General features: G+C 52.2%; 20 protein-coding genes. 1 reads left to right on the forward strand and 19 read right to left on the reverse strand.

Going from position 1 to position 14,475, the window contains the following annotated elements:
- Positions 1-17: 17 nt before the first annotated feature.
- The 15 genes from rplW to fkpA form a co-directional block, all read right to left on the reverse strand.
- Entirely contained in the window at positions 18-320 is a 303-nt protein-coding gene (gene rplW, locus KUE00_RS16755; RefSeq protein ID WP_034917494.1) for a 50S ribosomal protein L23, read from the reverse strand.
- Positions 317-922, reverse strand: a complete 606-nt coding sequence (gene rplD / locus KUE00_RS16760) for a 50S ribosomal protein L4 (RefSeq protein ID WP_246761071.1) — start codon at positions 920-922, stop codon at positions 317-319. Before rplD ends, rplW begins: the two co-directional genes overlap by 4 nt.
- Positions 923-932: 10 nt before the next feature.
- Complete coding sequence (gene rplC / locus KUE00_RS16765; protein WP_125290984.1) at positions 933-1,562, reverse strand: 50S ribosomal protein L3; 630 nt, start codon at positions 1,560-1,562, stop codon at positions 933-935.
- A gap of 32 nt (positions 1,563-1,594) precedes the next feature.
- The gene (gene rpsJ / locus KUE00_RS16770; RefSeq protein WP_001181005.1) at positions 1,595-1,906 is read right to left on the reverse strand and encodes a 30S ribosomal protein S10; all 312 of its coding nucleotides are present in this window, start codon (positions 1,904-1,906) and stop codon (positions 1,595-1,597) included.
- Positions 1,907-2,226: 320 nt separating this feature from the next.
- A complete protein-coding gene (bfr, locus tag KUE00_RS16775; protein ID WP_246761073.1) occupies positions 2,227-2,703 on the reverse strand; it encodes a bacterioferritin in 477 nt (158 codons plus the stop codon).
- 84 nt (positions 2,704-2,787) lie between these two features.
- Positions 2,788-2,982, reverse strand: a complete 195-nt coding sequence (bfd, locus tag KUE00_RS16780) for a bacterioferritin-associated ferredoxin (RefSeq protein ID WP_246761075.1) — start codon at positions 2,980-2,982, stop codon at positions 2,788-2,790.
- Between the two features lie 191 nt (positions 2,983-3,173).
- Positions 3,174-4,358, reverse strand: coding sequence for an elongation factor Tu (gene tuf, locus KUE00_RS16785; RefSeq protein WP_246761077.1), 1,185 nt, complete (start codon positions 4,356-4,358; stop codon positions 3,174-3,176).
- Between the two features lie 70 nt (positions 4,359-4,428).
- Complete coding sequence (gene fusA, locus KUE00_RS16790) at positions 4,429-6,543, reverse strand: elongation factor G (RefSeq protein WP_246761079.1); 2,115 nt, start codon at positions 6,541-6,543, stop codon at positions 4,429-4,431.
- 87 nt (positions 6,544-6,630) lie between these two features.
- Positions 6,631-7,101: a 30S ribosomal protein S7 gene (gene rpsG, locus KUE00_RS16795; RefSeq protein WP_125289829.1), complete on the reverse strand. Its 471-nt coding sequence runs from the start codon at positions 7,099-7,101 to the stop codon at positions 6,631-6,633.
- A gap of 96 nt (positions 7,102-7,197) precedes the next feature.
- Complete coding sequence (rpsL, locus tag KUE00_RS16800) at positions 7,198-7,572, reverse strand: 30S ribosomal protein S12 (RefSeq protein WP_075182598.1); 375 nt, start codon at positions 7,570-7,572, stop codon at positions 7,198-7,200.
- 124 nt (positions 7,573-7,696) lie between these two features.
- A complete protein-coding gene (gene tusB / locus KUE00_RS16805) occupies positions 7,697-7,984 on the reverse strand; it encodes a sulfurtransferase complex subunit TusB (RefSeq protein WP_246761080.1) in 288 nt (95 codons plus the stop codon).
- A 7-nt stretch (positions 7,985-7,991) separates the two neighbouring features.
- Complete coding sequence (tusC, locus tag KUE00_RS16810; protein ID WP_246761083.1) at positions 7,992-8,351, reverse strand: sulfurtransferase complex subunit TusC; 360 nt, start codon at positions 8,349-8,351, stop codon at positions 7,992-7,994.
- On the reverse strand, positions 8,351-8,737 hold the full coding sequence (gene tusD, locus KUE00_RS16815) for a sulfurtransferase complex subunit TusD (RefSeq protein ID WP_246761085.1): 387 nt from the start codon (positions 8,735-8,737) through the stop codon (positions 8,351-8,353). The genes tusC and tusD overlap by 1 nt, the downstream gene beginning before the upstream one ends.
- Positions 8,737-9,459, reverse strand: coding sequence for a helix-turn-helix transcriptional regulator (locus tag KUE00_RS16820; protein ID WP_246761087.1), 723 nt, complete (start codon positions 9,457-9,459; stop codon positions 8,737-8,739). Before KUE00_RS16820 ends, tusD begins: the two co-directional genes overlap by 1 nt.
- 204 nt (positions 9,460-9,663) lie before the next feature.
- Complete coding sequence (fkpA, locus tag KUE00_RS16825; protein WP_246761088.1) at positions 9,664-10,503, reverse strand: FKBP-type peptidyl-prolyl cis-trans isomerase; 840 nt, start codon at positions 10,501-10,503, stop codon at positions 9,664-9,666.
- A 288-nt stretch (positions 10,504-10,791) separates the two neighbouring features.
- Here fkpA and KUE00_RS16830 point away from each other — a divergent pair, with 288 nt between their 5' ends.
- Positions 10,792-11,010, forward strand: a complete 219-nt coding sequence (locus KUE00_RS16830; RefSeq protein WP_246761090.1) for a protein SlyX — start codon at positions 10,792-10,794, stop codon at positions 11,008-11,010.
- A gap of 84 nt (positions 11,011-11,094) precedes the next feature.
- On the opposite strand, the gene slyD is transcribed toward KUE00_RS16830, so the two are convergent.
- From slyD to kefG, 4 genes are all read right to left on the reverse strand, one after another.
- Positions 11,095-11,643: a peptidylprolyl isomerase gene (gene slyD / locus KUE00_RS16835; RefSeq protein ID WP_246761092.1), complete on the reverse strand. Its 549-nt coding sequence runs from the start codon at positions 11,641-11,643 to the stop codon at positions 11,095-11,097.
- Between the two features lie 132 nt (positions 11,644-11,775).
- On the reverse strand, positions 11,776-11,970 hold the full coding sequence (locus KUE00_RS16840) for a YheV family putative zinc ribbon protein (protein ID WP_125289837.1): 195 nt from the start codon (positions 11,968-11,970) through the stop codon (positions 11,776-11,778).
- Between the two features lie 96 nt (positions 11,971-12,066).
- Positions 12,067-13,872: a glutathione-regulated potassium-efflux system protein KefB gene (gene kefB, locus KUE00_RS16845; RefSeq protein ID WP_246761094.1), complete on the reverse strand. Its 1,806-nt coding sequence runs from the start codon at positions 13,870-13,872 to the stop codon at positions 12,067-12,069.
- Positions 13,873-14,424 (reverse strand): glutathione-regulated potassium-efflux system ancillary protein KefG, encoded by a 552-nt coding sequence (gene kefG, locus KUE00_RS16850; RefSeq protein WP_246761269.1) that lies wholly within the window; start codon positions 14,422-14,424, stop codon positions 13,873-13,875.
- Positions 14,425-14,475: the final 51 nt, after the last annotated feature.

A 14,475-nucleotide genomic window follows, 5' to 3' on the forward strand; every position in this document is an offset into this window, starting at 1 on the left:
TGTTCTTCTCCTCCGACTTACTCAGCGCCGCCGACGAAGTCCAGATTCTGGCCTTCTTTCAGGGTGACGTAAGCTTTTTTCCAGTCGTTACGACGACCAATACGCTGTCCGTGACGCTTAACTTTCCCTTTAACAACCAGGGTGTTTACGTCCTCTACTTCCACTTCGAAAAGCTTCTGTACAGCGGCTTTGATTTCTGCTTTGGTCGCGTCTTTAGCAACTTTGAGAACGATGGTGTTGGTTTTTTCCATCGCAGCAGATGCTTTTTCAGATACGTGCGGCGCGCGCAGTACTTTCAGCAGACGTTCTTCACGGATCATGCCAGCATCTCCTCAACTTGCTTAACTGCATCAGCAGTCATAACGACTTTGTCGAAGGCGATCAGGCTAACTGGGTCGATACCAGCTGCATCACGTACGTCAACCTTGTACAGGTTGCGAGCGGCCAGGAACAGGTTCTCTTCCAGTTCGCCAGTGATGATCAGCACGTCTTCCAGCGCCATGTCTTTCAGTTTCTCTACCAGCAGCTTAGTTTTAGGTGCTTCCAGAGAGAACTGCTCGACAACGATCAGACGATCTTGACGTACCAGTTCGGACAGGATGCTTTTCAGCGCGCCGCGGTACATCTTTTTGTTTACTTTCTGACTGTGATCCTGGGTCTTCGCAGCGAAGGTCACGCCGCCTGAACGCCAGATTGGGCTCTTTGCAGAACCTGCACGCGCACGGCCGGTACCTTTCTGGCGCCACGGCTTTTTGCCGGAACCAGTTACTTCAGCACGGGTCTTCTGAGCACGGGTACCTTGACGGGCACCTGCTGCATAAGCAACAACAACCTGATGTACCAGCGCTTCGTTGAAGTCACGACCGAAGGTAGTTTCGGAAACAGTCAGCGCGCTTTGCGCGTCTTTCAATACTAATTCCATTGCTATCCCCTTACGCCTTCACAGCTGGTTTAACGATCAGGTCGCTACCGGTAGCACCGGGAACTGCACCTTTAACCAGCAGCAGGTTGCGCTCAGCGTCAACACGTACTACGTCCAGGCTCTGAACGGTTACGCGCTCATTACCCAGCTGGCCTGCCATTTTCTTGCCTTTGAACACTTTGCCCGGAGTCTGGTTCTGACCGATAGAACCCGGAACGCGGTGAGACAAGGAGTTACCGTGGGTAGCATCCTGAGTACGGAAGTTCCAGCGCTTAACAGTACCGGCAAAACCTTTACCTTTAGATGTACCAGTCACGTCAACTTTTTTCACGTCAGCGAAAATGTCAACGTTGATGCTCTGACCTACGGTGAATTCGTCGCCTTCAGCGGTACGGAATTCCCACAGACCACGGCCAGCTTCTACGCCAGCTTTAGCAAAATGGCCTGCTTCAGGCTTGGTGACGCGGTTTGCTTTTTTAGCACCGGCAGTTACCTGGATAGCAGTGTAGCCGTCGTTTTCCAGGCTCTTAACCTGAGTCACGCGGTTTGCTTCAATTTCGATCACGGTTACCGGGATAGATACGCCATCTTCAGTGAAGACGCGGGTCATACCGACTTTTTTACCGACTAAACCAATCATTGTTTCAACCTCTCAATCGCTCAATGACCTGATTAACCCAGGCTGATCTGCACGTCAACACCTGCAGCCAGATCCAGACGCATCAGAGCATCAACCGTTTTTTCAGTTGGCTCAACGATGTCAACCAGACGCTTGTGAGTGCGAATTTCATACTGATCGCGCGCATCTTTGTTGACGTGCGGGGAGATCAGAACGGTAAAGCGCTCTTTGCGGGTCGGCAGAGGAATTGGACCACGAACCTGCGCACCAGTGCGCTTGGCAGTCTCAACGATTTCTGCGGTCGATTGATCGATCAGACGATGATCAAACGCTTTAAGACGGATACGGATTCTTTGGTTCTGCATGAGACCAGAGCTCCAATTATTTATAAACGAAAAAAATTACTACCCACACCCATTACGATTGATGGGGGAGTGTAATCGTCTGCACATAACTCCCCGATTGGGAGTATTGTCAGGGAGCTAATTGCTCGCCTGCGGTTCAGATTGAACCGGGCCGCCATTTCTGACAGGCCCGCGCATTATACGTACGTGAGCGGGCATTGCAACCAGTTTCTTAACCCAGGCGGGGTATAGATAGCGGGTCGCCGGAAAACGCGTTGTTTAAAAAAATAAAAAACGCTGCCGGTCTTCCTGATCTAGCAGCGTTTTATGATGCAACAGCCCTACCCTTCTACTTTGATCTGCGACTGCAGGTAATTTTGCACGCCGATTTTAGCAATCAAATCGAGTTCGGTTTCTAAGAAGTCGATATGGTGTTCTTCATCTTCCAGAATCACAATCATCATATCGCGGCTGACATAGTCATAAACCTTATCCGCATAAGCGATAGCCTCACGCAGATCTTTGGCACCTTCCAGTTCAAGCTGCAAATCCGAACGCAGCATCTCTTCTACATCTTCGCCAATACGCAGCCGCCCCAGGTCCTGCAGGTTCGGCAGGCCTTCGAGAAACAGTATGCGTTCGATATATTTATCCGCATGCTTCATTTCGTCGATGGACTCGTGATATTCAATGTCGTTCAGGCGCATCAGCCCCCAGTTTTTGAACATTCGCGCATGAAGAAAATACTGGTTTATAGCAACCAGCTCATTTCCAAGAAGTTTATTCAAATGACTTATGATTCTGGCATCGCCCTTCATGTTGCATCCTCCGCTTCCGGTTAATCAGATCGTAGATGCACCAGCGAAGAAGTCAAAAAAGCATGACAAAATATAGGGGAATTATCAGGCAATTTCTTTATAAGGCGGAAGGTGCTGCAGTTCTTCTTTCATGATATCGCGCGTAACGCGCAAACATTTACCGCACTGCTTGCCTACAGGAATAAACTGGCGGAGATGCTGGAGCGATTTTGGCTGGTAACGACGCACTACCTCGCGGATCGTTTTATCACTTATGGCATTACATAAACAGACGTACATTTTATCACCCCGTACAAATAACGATCACATTGTAAATGCGAATCGTTTTTATTTCAATCGCACAAGGGGTTTATTGCAGGCGGGTAACGAGATGGTTTTTGCTTGCCGAATTGCAGCCATAAAAAAAGAGCACCGAAGTGCTCTTTTTACTTGCCCGAACAGAGCGAACCCTGTTCTCAGGCTATCGACAATTAAGCGATAACTTTAGCAACAACGCCCGCACCAACAGTACGGCCGCCTTCACGGATTGCGAAACGCAGACCGTCGTCCATTGCGATTGGGTGAATCAGGGTAACAACCATTTTGATGTTGTCGCCTGGCATTACCATCTCAACGCCTTCTGGCAGTTCGATGGTACCGGTCACGTCAGTTGTACGGAAGTAGAACTGTGGACGGTAGCCTTTGAAGAACGGAGTATGACGGCCGCCTTCGTCTTTGGACAGGATGTAAACCTCAGACTCGAACTGAGTGTGTGGCTTGATGGTGCCTGGCTTAGCCAGAACCTGACCACGCTGGATATCTTCGCGCTTGATACCGCGCAGCAGGATACCACAGTTCTCACCCGCACGGCCTTCGTCCAGCAGCTTACGGAACATTTCAACGCCGGTACAGGTTGATTTCACGGTATCTTTGATACCAACGATTTCAACTTCTTCACCAACTTTAACGATACCGCGCTCTACACGACCGGTAACAACGGTACCACGGCCGGAGATAGAGAACACGTCTTCGATTGGCAGCAGGAACGGCTTGTCGATTGCGCGCTCTGGCTCTGGGATGTAGTTATCCAGGTGACCAGCCAGCTCGATGATCTTAGCTTCCCACTCTGCATCGCCTTCCAGCGCTTTCAGCGCGGAACCGTGAACGATTGGGGTGTCGTCGCCCGGGAAGTCGTACTGTGACAGCAGGTCACGTACTTCCATTTCAACCAGTTCCAGCAGCTCTTCATCATCAACCATGTCGCACTTGTTCAGGAACACGATGATGTAAGGAACGCCAACCTGACGACCCAGCAGGATGTGCTCACGGGTCTGCGGCATTGGGCCGTCAGTCGCAGCAACAACCAGGATCGCGCCGTCCATCTGCGCAGCACCGGTGATCATGTTTTTCACATAGTCGGCGTGGCCTGGGCAGTCAACGTGCGCGTAGTGGCGAGTCGGGGTGTCATATTCAACGTGAGAAGTGTTGATGGTGATACCACGAGCTTTTTCTTCTGGTGCGTTATCGATCTGGTCGAATGCACGAGCAGAACCGCCGTAGGTTTTAGCCAGAACGGTGGTGATAGCAGCAGTCAGGGTAGTTTTACCGTGGTCAACGTGGCCGATGGTGCCAACGTTGACGTGCGGTTTGGAACGTTCAAATTTTTCTTTAGCCACGGCGATATTCCTTACTTTCTGTGCTCTCCCTTGTGGGAAGGAGAGCACGGGATCAATTGGTTAAACCCGATTATTTACCACGGGCTTCAATAACAGCCTGAGCAACGTTGTTCGGCGCATCATCATACTTCAGGAATTCCATAGAGTAAGATGCACGACCTTTGGTGATAGAACGCAGCTGTGTTGCATATCCGAACATTTCAGACAGCGGAACTTCAGCGTGAATCACAACGCCAGTTACGTTGGATTCCTGGCCGCGCAGCGTACCACGACGACGGCTAAGGTCACCGATAACGTCACCAGTGTTCTCTTCAGGCGTTTCAACTTCAACCTTCATGATTGGCTCAAGCAGCACAGGCTGTGCTTTCTTAAAGCCATCTTTAAAGGCGATAGAAGCCGCCAGTTTAAACGCCAGCTCGGAGGAGTCAACGTCATGGTAAGAACCGAAGTGCAGACGCACGCCCAGATCAACTACCGGATAACCAGCCAGCGGACCTGCTTTCAGCTGCTCCTGAATGCCTTTATCAACGGCAGGGATGTATTCACCAGGAATCACACCACCTTTAATGTCGTTGGTAAATTCGTAGCCTTTCGGGTTTGAACCCGGCTCCAGTGGGTACATGTCGATAACAACATGACCGTACTGACCGCGACCACCGGACTGCTTGGCGTGTTTACCTTCGATATCCGTAACTTTAGAACGGATAGCTTCACGGTAAGCAACCTGAGGTTTACCGACGTTCGCTTCAACGTTGAATTCACGCTTCATGCGGTCAACGATGATGTCGAGGTGCAGCTCACCCATACCTGCGATAATAGTCTGGTTAGACTCTTCGTCAGTCCATACGCGGAATGACGGGTCTTCTTTAGCCAGACGGCCCAGAGCCAGACCCATTTTTTCCTGGTCAGCTTTGGTTTTCGGTTCAACCGCGATGGAGATTACCGGCTCAGGGAATTCCATGCGCTCCAGAATGATAACGTTGTCCGGGTCACACAGGGTGTCACCGGTGGTCACGTCTTTCAGACCGATAGCTGCAGCGATGTCGCCTGCGCGAACTTCTTTAATCTCTTCACGCTTGTTGGCGTGCATCTGTACGATACGGCCCAGACGCTCACGCTGAGATTTAACCGGGTTGTACACGGTGTCGCCAGAGTTAACGATACCAGAGTAAACGCGGAAGAACGTCAGGTTACCTACAAACGGGTCGGTAGCGATTTTAAACGCCAGAGCAGCAAACGGCTCGTTGTCGTCAGAGTGACGAACTGCTGGCGTATCTTTACCGTCGTCCAGAATACCGTTGATAGCTGTTACGTCAGTTGGTGACGGCAGATATTCAATTACGGCATCCAGCATTGCCTGAACACCTTTGTTCTTAAATGCAGAACCACAGGTAACCAGGATAATTTCGTTGTTCAGAACGCGCTTACGCAGAGAAGTTTTGATCTCTTCTTCGGTCAGCTCTTCGCCACCAAAGAACTTCTCCATCAGCTCATCAGAGCCTTCAGCTGCCGCTTCAATCAGTTTCTGGCGCCATTCTTCAGCCAGTTCCTGCATGTCAGCCGGGATCTCTTCGTAATCGAAGGTCACGCCTGCATCCGCGTCGTTCCAGTTGATCGCTTTCATCTTGATCAGGTCAACAACGCCGGTGAAGTTCTCTTCTGCGCCGATAGCCAGCTGCAGAGGAACCGGAGTTGCGCCCAGACGTGCTTCGATCTGACCAACAACTTTCAGGAAGTTAGCACCCATGCGGTCCATTTTGTTAACGAACGCGATGCGTGGAACTTTATATTTGTTAGCCTGACGCCATACGGTCTCAGACTGTGGCTGAACACCACCAACTGCACAGTAAACCATTACTGCGCCGTCAAGAACACGCATAGAACGTTCAACTTCGATGGTGAAGTCAACGTGTCCTGGGGTGTCAATGATGTTTACGCGGTGCGGCTCGAACTGCTTAGCCATACCAGACCAGAAAGCGGTAGTCGCTGCGGAGGTAATGGTAATACCACGCTCCTGCTCCTGCGCCATCCAGTCCATGGTGGCTGCGCCATCATGAACTTCACCGATTTTGTGGTTTACACCGGTGTAGAACAGAATACGTTCGGTAGTTGTCGTCTTACCGGCGTCGATGTGTGCACTGATACCAATGTTACGGTAGCGTGTAATGGGTGTTGTACGAGCCATTTGATTCCTCTGATTCTCGGACGTTCAAAGTTAAATCCCAGCGGGGTCAACTGAACGCCCGCTGGGTTAATAACAACTACAGAGCTGTTACCAGCGGTAGTGAGCGAACGCCTTGTTGGCTTCGGCCATACGGTGAACGTCTTCACGTTTCTTCACTGCAGTACCTTTGTTTTCTGCAGCATCAGAAAGTTCGTTCGCCAGGCGCAGAGCCATTGATTTATCACCGCGTTTACGAGCAGCTTCAACGATCCAACGCATTGCCAGAGCATTACGACGAACCGGACGGACTTCAACTGGTACCTGATAAGTAGAACCACCAACGCGACGGGATTTAACTTCCACGGTTGGGCGGACGTTGTCCAGGGCTACTTCGAATGCTTCCAGTTCGCCTTTACCAGCACGCTGAGCCAGGGTCTCAAGTGCAGTATAAACGATAGATTCGGCGGTAGATTTTTTACCATCTACCATCAGGATGTTTACAAATTTGGCCAGCAGCTCTGATCCGAACTTAGGATCTGGCAGAATTTTACGCTGACCAATAACGCGACGACGTGGCATGGAAATACTCCGTTGTTAATTCAGGATTGTCCAAAACTCTACGAGTTTATTATGACATTTAAGATAAAACGTTTGGCCTTACTTAACGGAGAACCATTAAGCCTTTGGCTTCTTCACGCCGTACTTGGAGCGAGCCTGCTTACGGTCTTTAACACCTGAGCAGTCCAGCGCGCCACGAACGGTGTGGTAACGCACACCTGGCAGGTCTTTTACACGACCGCCACGGATCAGGATCACGGAGTGTTCCTGCAGGTTATGACCTTCACCGCCGATGTAGGAGGTAACTTCAAAACCGTTAGTCAAACGCACACGGCATACTTTACGCAGTGCGGAGTTTGGTTTTTTCGGGGTAGTGGTATACACACGAGTACATACACCACGTTTCTGCGGGCAAGCTTCCAGCGCAGGCACGTTGCTCTTTGCAACTTTGCGTGCGCGTGGTTTGCGAACCAGCTGGTTAACTGTTGCCATTAAATAGCTCCTGGAATTTGCTTTTGCTTCGTAAACACGTAATAAATCGCCTCGTCAGATAACGAGGACGCGGAATTTTAGGGCTGAGCAGAAAAGGTGTCAAGAAATAACCAGGATATTGTCGTTACCAGGTCATTTGTTGAGGGTGTTTAACCGTCAGCGCGACGAAATCAGTATAGCTCACCGCTGCCGCATCGGATGAAATTTGAGCAGAAAGCCCGCGAGCCACCACATCATCCTGCAGGACGTATAAAGAGATGGGGGCTAACCGCAGAGATTCAAGGGCTTTGCTGCCTTTTAACGCCGCCAGTACGCCATCCTGCAACAGTAACACGTCGTCCCCTTCTGCCAGCAGCCGCAGCATGGCGTTCAGGTCGCACTGGAAAGGAGAAGTCATCAACGTATGCAGCATAGTTTCCTCAGAACGAAATAATCTGGTCGTAATCGTTTAGCGCCGCACGCAGTGCCGCAGGGGTCAGAACCTCAACCGGCAGCGCTGTTAACGCGTCTGCTGCAATGCCGCGTTCGGCCAGCGCAGCCGAGCAGACGTAAAAGTTTTCCAGATCGTATAACGGCAGAACGCCAAACGTAGCGATATAGTTGCGCGCCAGAATTTTTTCCGGCTGCTGATCGCCCAGCAGCTGCATTACCCCGTCGCTGACGAAAAACAGCGCGATATCTTCGCTAAGCGCTGAAACGGCCATCACGGCGTCCAGCCCTTCCCGTCCGGCGCTGGAACCATGCGGCGGCTGGCTAAAAACAAAGGCGATACGCTTCATCAGAACTGTACCATCCGCTCGCTGCTTAATGCCGCTTCGGCCAGCGCGCCCAGACCGGAAAGCTGGAAACCTTCGGCCAGGTTAGCGGCGGGAAGATTCAGGTTTTTGGCTTCCTGCCGATCGGTGATGCCGCGCCGCAGCGCCGCAGCCACGCAGATATTCAGCGCAACGTTATGCTCGCGCTGTAACTGTTGCCAGGCGCGGGTCAAATCAACTTCATCGCTGGCCGGAGACGTCAGCGCGCTGGCGTTCATCACGCCCTCACGATAGAAGAAAACGCTTTCCAGACTATGGCCCTGCGCCAGCAGCGCCTGAGCAAACAACCAGGCCGAGCTGGCCTGCTGAGTGCCATAGGCGGGGCCGGTGACCAGCAAAGTAAAACGCATCAGCGTTCGGTTCCCTGAAAATCGCCATGCTTGAACTGGCGGATATAAAGATAGACGGTGTGCTTAGAGATGTTCAGGCGATCGGCCACCTGGTTAATTGCATCTTTAATATCGAAAATGCCTTTTTCATAGAGATTGAGCACAATCTGGCGATTCTTGGCGTTATTGGAGATATTGCGATCGTTACTGACCTCTTCAATCGTAAACTCCAGCGTTTGCATCACCAGATCCTCCACCGAAGAGGCAAAGTTTACCGAGGAGTCCATTTCCTGAGTTTCCGGCGGCATAAACGTCGCGATGATCTGGGAGAAAGGCACGTCCAGATTCATATTGATGCAGAGCAGACCGATAACGCGCTGTTTTCCGTTGCGAATGGCAATAGTGACCGACTTCATCAACACGCCGCTTTTGGCGCGGGTAAAGTAAGCGCGCGAGACGTTGCTTTCTGCATCCGTCATATCGTGCAGCATACGCAGCGCCAGATCGGTAATAGGCGAACCGATTTTACGACCGGTGTGCTCGCCGTTGGCAATACGCACAGCAGAGCGTTTTAAATCTTCCAGTGAGTGCAGCACAATCTCACAGTGCGAACCGATAAGCATTGCCAGCCCATCGACCACTGCCTCATACGATTTTAAAATCGCAAAATCATTTGGTTCAAAGGGATGCTGCTCCAGTAATTCCAGATCGTTCACATCACCGGTAAAAATTGAGCCAGACATTAAGACACCACCTTTAAAAAAGCCTGCTGCATGCGGCCAGCACAGGTTCGTTTCGAAGAAAATGCGCGGGCGTCAGTCTAGCAAATATCAGAAACGCCTGTCCCGGTCTTTGTCATGAATTTTGTGTGGGAATAGCGCTGGATAAAGGGATAAGGCAGTTTGAGGCAGGAAAAAATACCGCCACAGAAGTGGCGGCAGGAGGCGTTACTTAGATTCGGTAGCGGCTGGCGCTTCTGTCGGAGCCGGTGCGTTAGCATCCGCTTTCGCGGCCGGTTTGATGTCCAGCAGCTCAACATCAAATACCAGCGTAGAGTTAGCTGGAATACCCGGCACGCCGTTTTTACCGTAGGCGAGCTGTGGTGGAATGACCAGCTTGATTTTGCCGCCTTTCTTCACGTGCTTCAGGCCTTCGGTCCAGCCAGGGATCACGCCGTCAAGACGGAATGACAGCGGCTCGCCGCGAGTGTAAGAGTTGTCGAACTCAGAACCGTCAATCAGCGTACCTTTGTAGTTAACAACAACGGTATCGCTGTCTTTAGGCACGTCGCCAGTCCCTTCTTTCTCAACCTGATACATCAGGCCAGATTCGGTTTTTTTCACGCCTTTTTCTTTGGCGAACTTAGCGGCGAAAGCGCTACCTTTTTCGGTATTCTCTTTCGCGTCTTTTTCCATTTTCGCCTGAGCGGCCGTTTTTACGCGACCTTCAAACGCCTGCAGCGTCTGCTCGATTTCCTGATCGGAAAGCTTGCTCTTACCGGCAAAAGCGTCCTGAACACCGGAGATCAGCTGCTGCTTGTCCAGCGTGATGCCCAGTTTTTCCTGCTCTTTCAGGGAGTTTTCCATATAGCGGCCAAGAGACGCGCCCAGTGCATAGGCAGACTGCTGATCTTCGTTTTTAAACGCGGCATTCTTCGGTGCCTGCTGTGGCGCCTGCTCGGCCGGAGCAGAAGGTGCCGCCGTGGCTGGGGCCGCAAATACCTGCGAGGCATTCAGCGCAACGGCCATTGTGGTGGCCAGCAGTGTGACTTTAAACAGTGATTTCATCCATTTCTCCAAAACCGAAGCCTCTCACCTCGGAAATCGTTTACAGAACAGAGCCTGTACTATAACAACCGTGCGCGAGAAAGCTGCATAACTCTCGCAATGAAAACTAATTACTTCCGACCACATACCCATCCGAAAGTTTCATCACTGAGATGCAGCCGCCGCTGGCTCTTTTCAACCGCGCCAGCGAAATTAACGCGAACATCGCTGTTTCAGGCGGTTAATTACCGTTAGAATCGGAGGAATCCGGCCATGATAACGGCCTGCGCGGTAATAAGAGGAACGAGTATGCAACAATCATTGTTTGAACAGCGGATGGAGATGCTGGAAAGCCGCTTAGCTTTTCAGGAACACACCATAGAAGAGCTTAACCAAACGGTGATTCAACATGAGCTGGAAATGGGCCGCTTGCGTGAGCAAATGCGTCTGCTGACCGACAAATTGAAATCAGCTGCGCCTTCCATGATGGCCTCACAGTCAGAAGAAACGCCACCGCCCCACTACTGACAGCCCTTCGCCGCTGGAGAACCAGGCAGGATCGCTGCCCACAAAAAGGCCGCCCTCGGGCGGCCTTTTGCGAACGTCTACGACTTAGTGGCTGCAGCCACAGCCGCCGGTGCCGCAACCGCCTTTACCGTGGTCGTGGTCATGATCGTGGTCATGATGATGATCGTGCTCGCCGTGAACGTGGCCGTGAGCCAGTTCTTCTTCGGTCGCTTCACGAATCGCAACAACCTCAACGTTAAAGTTCAGATCCTGGCCCGCCAGCATGTGGTTACCGTCAACCACCACGTGGTCATCTTCTACCTCGGTGATTTCGACCGGTACCGGTCCCTGATCGGTTTCCGCCAGGAAGCGCATGCCAACCTGCAGTTCATCAACGCCCATGAACACGTCTTTTGGAACGCGCTGCACCAGGTTGTCGTCGTACTGGCCGTAAGCTTCGTTCGCCGCAATGTGGACTTCGAACTTATCGCCAGCCTCGTGATTTTCCAGCGCCTTTTCCAGACCAGAAATCAGGGAACCATGACCGTGCAGATAGTCCAACGGTGCGGTCACCGGAGACTCATCAACCAACACACCGTCTTCTGTACGTACCTGATATGCCAGGCTGACTACCAGGTCTTTTGCTACTTTCATGATTACTCCTAACCGTTGAGAGCTTGAGCCTTAAACGCTGACGGATTCGCCAGCAGGCTCTAAGTTTGCGTTGATTGTAATAAATTTCAACGCCGCTGTACGATACAGCTTAAAAAAAGCTGAGCCATAACGCTACTCAGGATGAAAAATTCCGATCACTTGCTCGTTGGTGCGAACCTCGTCACGAACGTGTTTGTCCGCTTCACGCATCTGATGGCCGCACTTAACGCATTCAACTACATCGACATTATTTTCGACCCACAGAGCAAGGGTATCTTTTGCCTGGCACTTTGGACAAGTCGCACCGGCAATAAATCTTTTACGCATACGCTTCCCGACTTAAATAATCAGGCATTGCTTTGCCTGTACCTGCAAACGCAAAGCTGTGCCAACTCAAAAAAGGACGAATTCGTTCGCCCCGGCCTATTCAAACTCATCCCAGCCGTCAAACTGGCGCTTTTCACGCTGCATCTCGGCCTGGAAAATATCTTCCAGCTCGCGCCTGGCCTCTTTCACGCGCGAAATCTGCTGGCTATCGCCGTGGTTCGGCATCAGCTCACGCAGCATACGCATATCCAGGCGACGAAAATGTTGCTGCGCGCGAAATGCCTGATGCGGATGCATGCCCAGCGACATCAGCGTCTTGCGGCCAAGCTCCAGCGCGCTGGAAAAAGTTTCGCGAGAAAACTGGGTAACACCTGCCTGTAGCAGCTCATGCGCTTCCACGCGTCCGCGCGCTCGCGCCAGGATTTGCAAATGCGGAAAATGATGCTGGCAAAGACGCACAATCTCCATCGCATCTTCCGGGCCGTTACAGGTCACCACAATGGACTGCGCCGTCTCAGCGCCTGCGGCACGCAGCAGTTCCAGCTCGGTGGCATCACCATAGTATACTTTGTAACCATAGTTACGCATCAGGCTGACCGCGCTGATATCGCGTTCCAGTACCGTAATCCGCTTTTCATTGGCCATCAGCAAGCGCGCTACAACCTGACCGAAACGGCCAAACCCCACCACGATCACCTGCGGTTTATCATCTTCAACAAAAGGTTTTTCTTCGTTGTCATCGCCATCGTTAAAACGTTTGGCCAGAATTTTGTCGACGCTCTGCATCAGCAGCGGCGTAGTCATCATCGACAGCGTAACCGTAACCAGCAGCAGCGGCATCTGATCTCCGCTGAACAGCTTGGCCGAAGAAGCCGCAGAGAAAAGCACAAAGGCGAATTCGCCGCCCTGGCTCAGCACCGCAGAAAACTGTAGCCGCTCCGAACTGCGCAGGCCAAAAATACGGGAGAGCAGATAAAGCACGCCCGCTTTAATCGCCACCAGCACCACTACGCCGACGAGGATTTCAACGATATGGGTATAAAGCACGCCCAGATTCAGGGCCATGCCGACCGAGATAAAAAACAGCCCGAGCAGCAAGCCTTTAAAAGGATCGATAGCAACTTCCAGCTCATGACGATACTCGCTTTCCGCCAGCAGAATACCCGCGATAAAGGTGCCCAGCGCCATCGACAGGCCCAGCGCCTGCATAAACAGTGCTGAACCTAACACCAGCAGCAATGCCGCAGCGGTAAAGACTTCGCGCACGCCGGAAGCGGCGATAAAGCGAAAAATCGGTCGCAGCAGAAAACGTCCGCCAATCAGCATGCCCGCAAAAGCCAGCACCTTCATGCCCACTTTCATCCAGTCGGTATGACCGCTGTCGCCGCCAGCCAGCAGCGGCACCAGCGCCAGCGCCGGGATCACGGCCAAATCCTGAAACAGCAGCACCGAAAAGCCAAGCTGGCCGGACTCGTTGCGCTTCATGCCTTTGTCGCTCATCAACTGCAGCGCCATCGCCGTTGAAGACATCGCCAGGCCCAGACCGCCAATCATCGCCGCCTGCCAGGAGAACTTCGTCAGCCACAGCAGCACGCCGAGGATCGCCGCGCTAAAAATTACCTGCGCTGCGCCAACGCCAAAAATAGAACGCCGCAGCTCCCAGAGCTTGGAAGGGTTTAGCTCCAGCCCGATGATAAACATCAGAAACACCACGCCCAGCTCGGAAAAGTGGAGGATTTCCTCGACGTCGCTGATAAAACCCAGTCCCCACGGGCCGATAGCAATACCGGCCAGCAGATAACCCAGCACTGCACCAATGCCAAGCCGGGCCGCAATCGGCACGGCGATAACCGCAGCAAAAAGATAGACTACGCCAGCAGTGAGCAGGGTTTGTCCTTCCATTCAAATGCCTCCATAGGGCAAAGGTGACGCCAGCCAGTCGCTATAGGCTCGCGCATAATTTTTCATCATTTCGGGCGTCTGCCGCCGTGCCCAGTAAATAATCATCGGCGTCAGCCAGTGCATGCTGCACATCTGCGCGGTCAGTTCAAAGGGGCGCATAATCGCCGACAAGGGATAGCGGTTGAGCCCTTCCTGATGGTAAGCCGTTTCCGGTTCACCGGTGGTAACAACGCTGCGCCAGTATTTCCCTTCCAGCACGTTACCGCCCGGCCCGCTGGCGAAGCCTCGCGACAGCACGCGATCCAGCCACTCTTTTAACAGCGCCGGGCAGCTGTAGGTATACAGCGGATGCTGAAAAACAATCACGTCGTGCTCGCGCAGCAAACGCTGTTCATAATGGATATCGATAAAGAAATCGGGATAGTGCGCGTACAGGTCGTGCACGGTCACATTAGGCAACGCTTTTGCCGGCTCTAACAGCACCCGATTGGCAATCGAGTCCTGAGATTCCGGGTGAGCAAAAAGCAGCAAAACTTTGGGCGGCTGCGACATCAGTCCCTCCAAATCGTCGTCACGGCGGGGAAATTCCGCTACCATGCTCGA

Origin of the sequence: Erwinia phyllosphaerae (assembly GCF_019132875.1) — a bacterium.
Classification (GTDB): domain Bacteria; phylum Pseudomonadota; class Gammaproteobacteria; order Enterobacterales; family Enterobacteriaceae; genus Erwinia; species Erwinia phyllosphaerae.

Bases quoted from the DNA above. Each gene is read 5' to 3' on its own strand.
- rplW (WP_034917494.1), bottom strand. From the start codon at position 320: ATGATCCGTGAAGAACGTCTGCTGAAAGTACTGCGCGCGCCGCACGTA.
- rplD (WP_246761071.1), bottom strand. From the start codon at position 922: ATGGAATTAGTATTGAAAGACGCGCAAAGCGCGCTGACTGTTTCCGAA.
- rplC (WP_125290984.1), bottom strand. From the start codon at position 1,562: ATGATTGGTTTAGTCGGTAAAAAAGTCGGTATGACCCGCGTCTTCACT.
- rpsJ (WP_001181005.1), bottom strand. From the start codon at position 1,906: ATGCAGAACCAAAGAATCCGTATCCGTCTTAAAGCGTTTGATCATCGT.
- bfr (WP_246761073.1), bottom strand. From the start codon at position 2,703: ATGAAGGGCGATGCCAGAATCATAAGTCATTTGAATAAACTTCTTGGA.
- bfd (WP_246761075.1), bottom strand. From the start codon at position 2,982: ATGTACGTCTGTTTATGTAATGCCATAAGTGATAAAACGATCCGCGAG.
- fusA (WP_246761079.1), bottom strand. From the start codon at position 6,543: ATGGCTCGTACAACACCCATTACACGCTACCGTAACATTGGTATCAGT.
- rpsG (WP_125289829.1), bottom strand. From the start codon at position 7,101: ATGCCACGTCGTCGCGTTATTGGTCAGCGTAAAATTCTGCCAGATCCT.
- rpsL (WP_075182598.1), bottom strand. From the start codon at position 7,572: ATGGCAACAGTTAACCAGCTGGTTCGCAAACCACGCGCACGCAAAGTT.
- tusB (WP_246761080.1), bottom strand. From the start codon at position 7,984: ATGCTGCATACGTTGATGACTTCTCCTTTCCAGTGCGACCTGAACGCC.
- tusC (WP_246761083.1), bottom strand. From the start codon at position 8,351: ATGAAGCGTATCGCCTTTGTTTTTAGCCAGCCGCCGCATGGTTCCAGC.
- tusD (WP_246761085.1), bottom strand. From the start codon at position 8,737: ATGCGTTTTACTTTGCTGGTCACCGGCCCCGCCTATGGCACTCAGCAG.
- KUE00_RS16820 (WP_246761087.1), bottom strand. From the start codon at position 9,459: ATGTCTGGCTCAATTTTTACCGGTGATGTGAACGATCTGGAATTACTG.
- fkpA (WP_246761088.1), bottom strand. From the start codon at position 10,503: ATGAAATCACTGTTTAAAGTCACACTGCTGGCCACCACAATGGCCGTT.
- KUE00_RS16830 (WP_246761090.1), top strand. From the start codon at position 10,792: ATGCAACAATCATTGTTTGAACAGCGGATGGAGATGCTGGAAAGCCGC.
- slyD (WP_246761092.1), bottom strand. From the start codon at position 11,643: ATGAAAGTAGCAAAAGACCTGGTAGTCAGCCTGGCATATCAGGTACGT.
- KUE00_RS16840 (WP_125289837.1), bottom strand. From the start codon at position 11,970: ATGCGTAAAAGATTTATTGCCGGTGCGACTTGTCCAAAGTGCCAGGCA.
- kefB (WP_246761094.1), bottom strand. From the start codon at position 13,872: ATGGAAGGACAAACCCTGCTCACTGCTGGCGTAGTCTATCTTTTTGCT.
- kefG (WP_246761269.1), bottom strand. From the start codon at position 14,424: ATGTCGCAGCCGCCCAAAGTTTTGCTGCTTTTTGCTCACCCGGAATCT.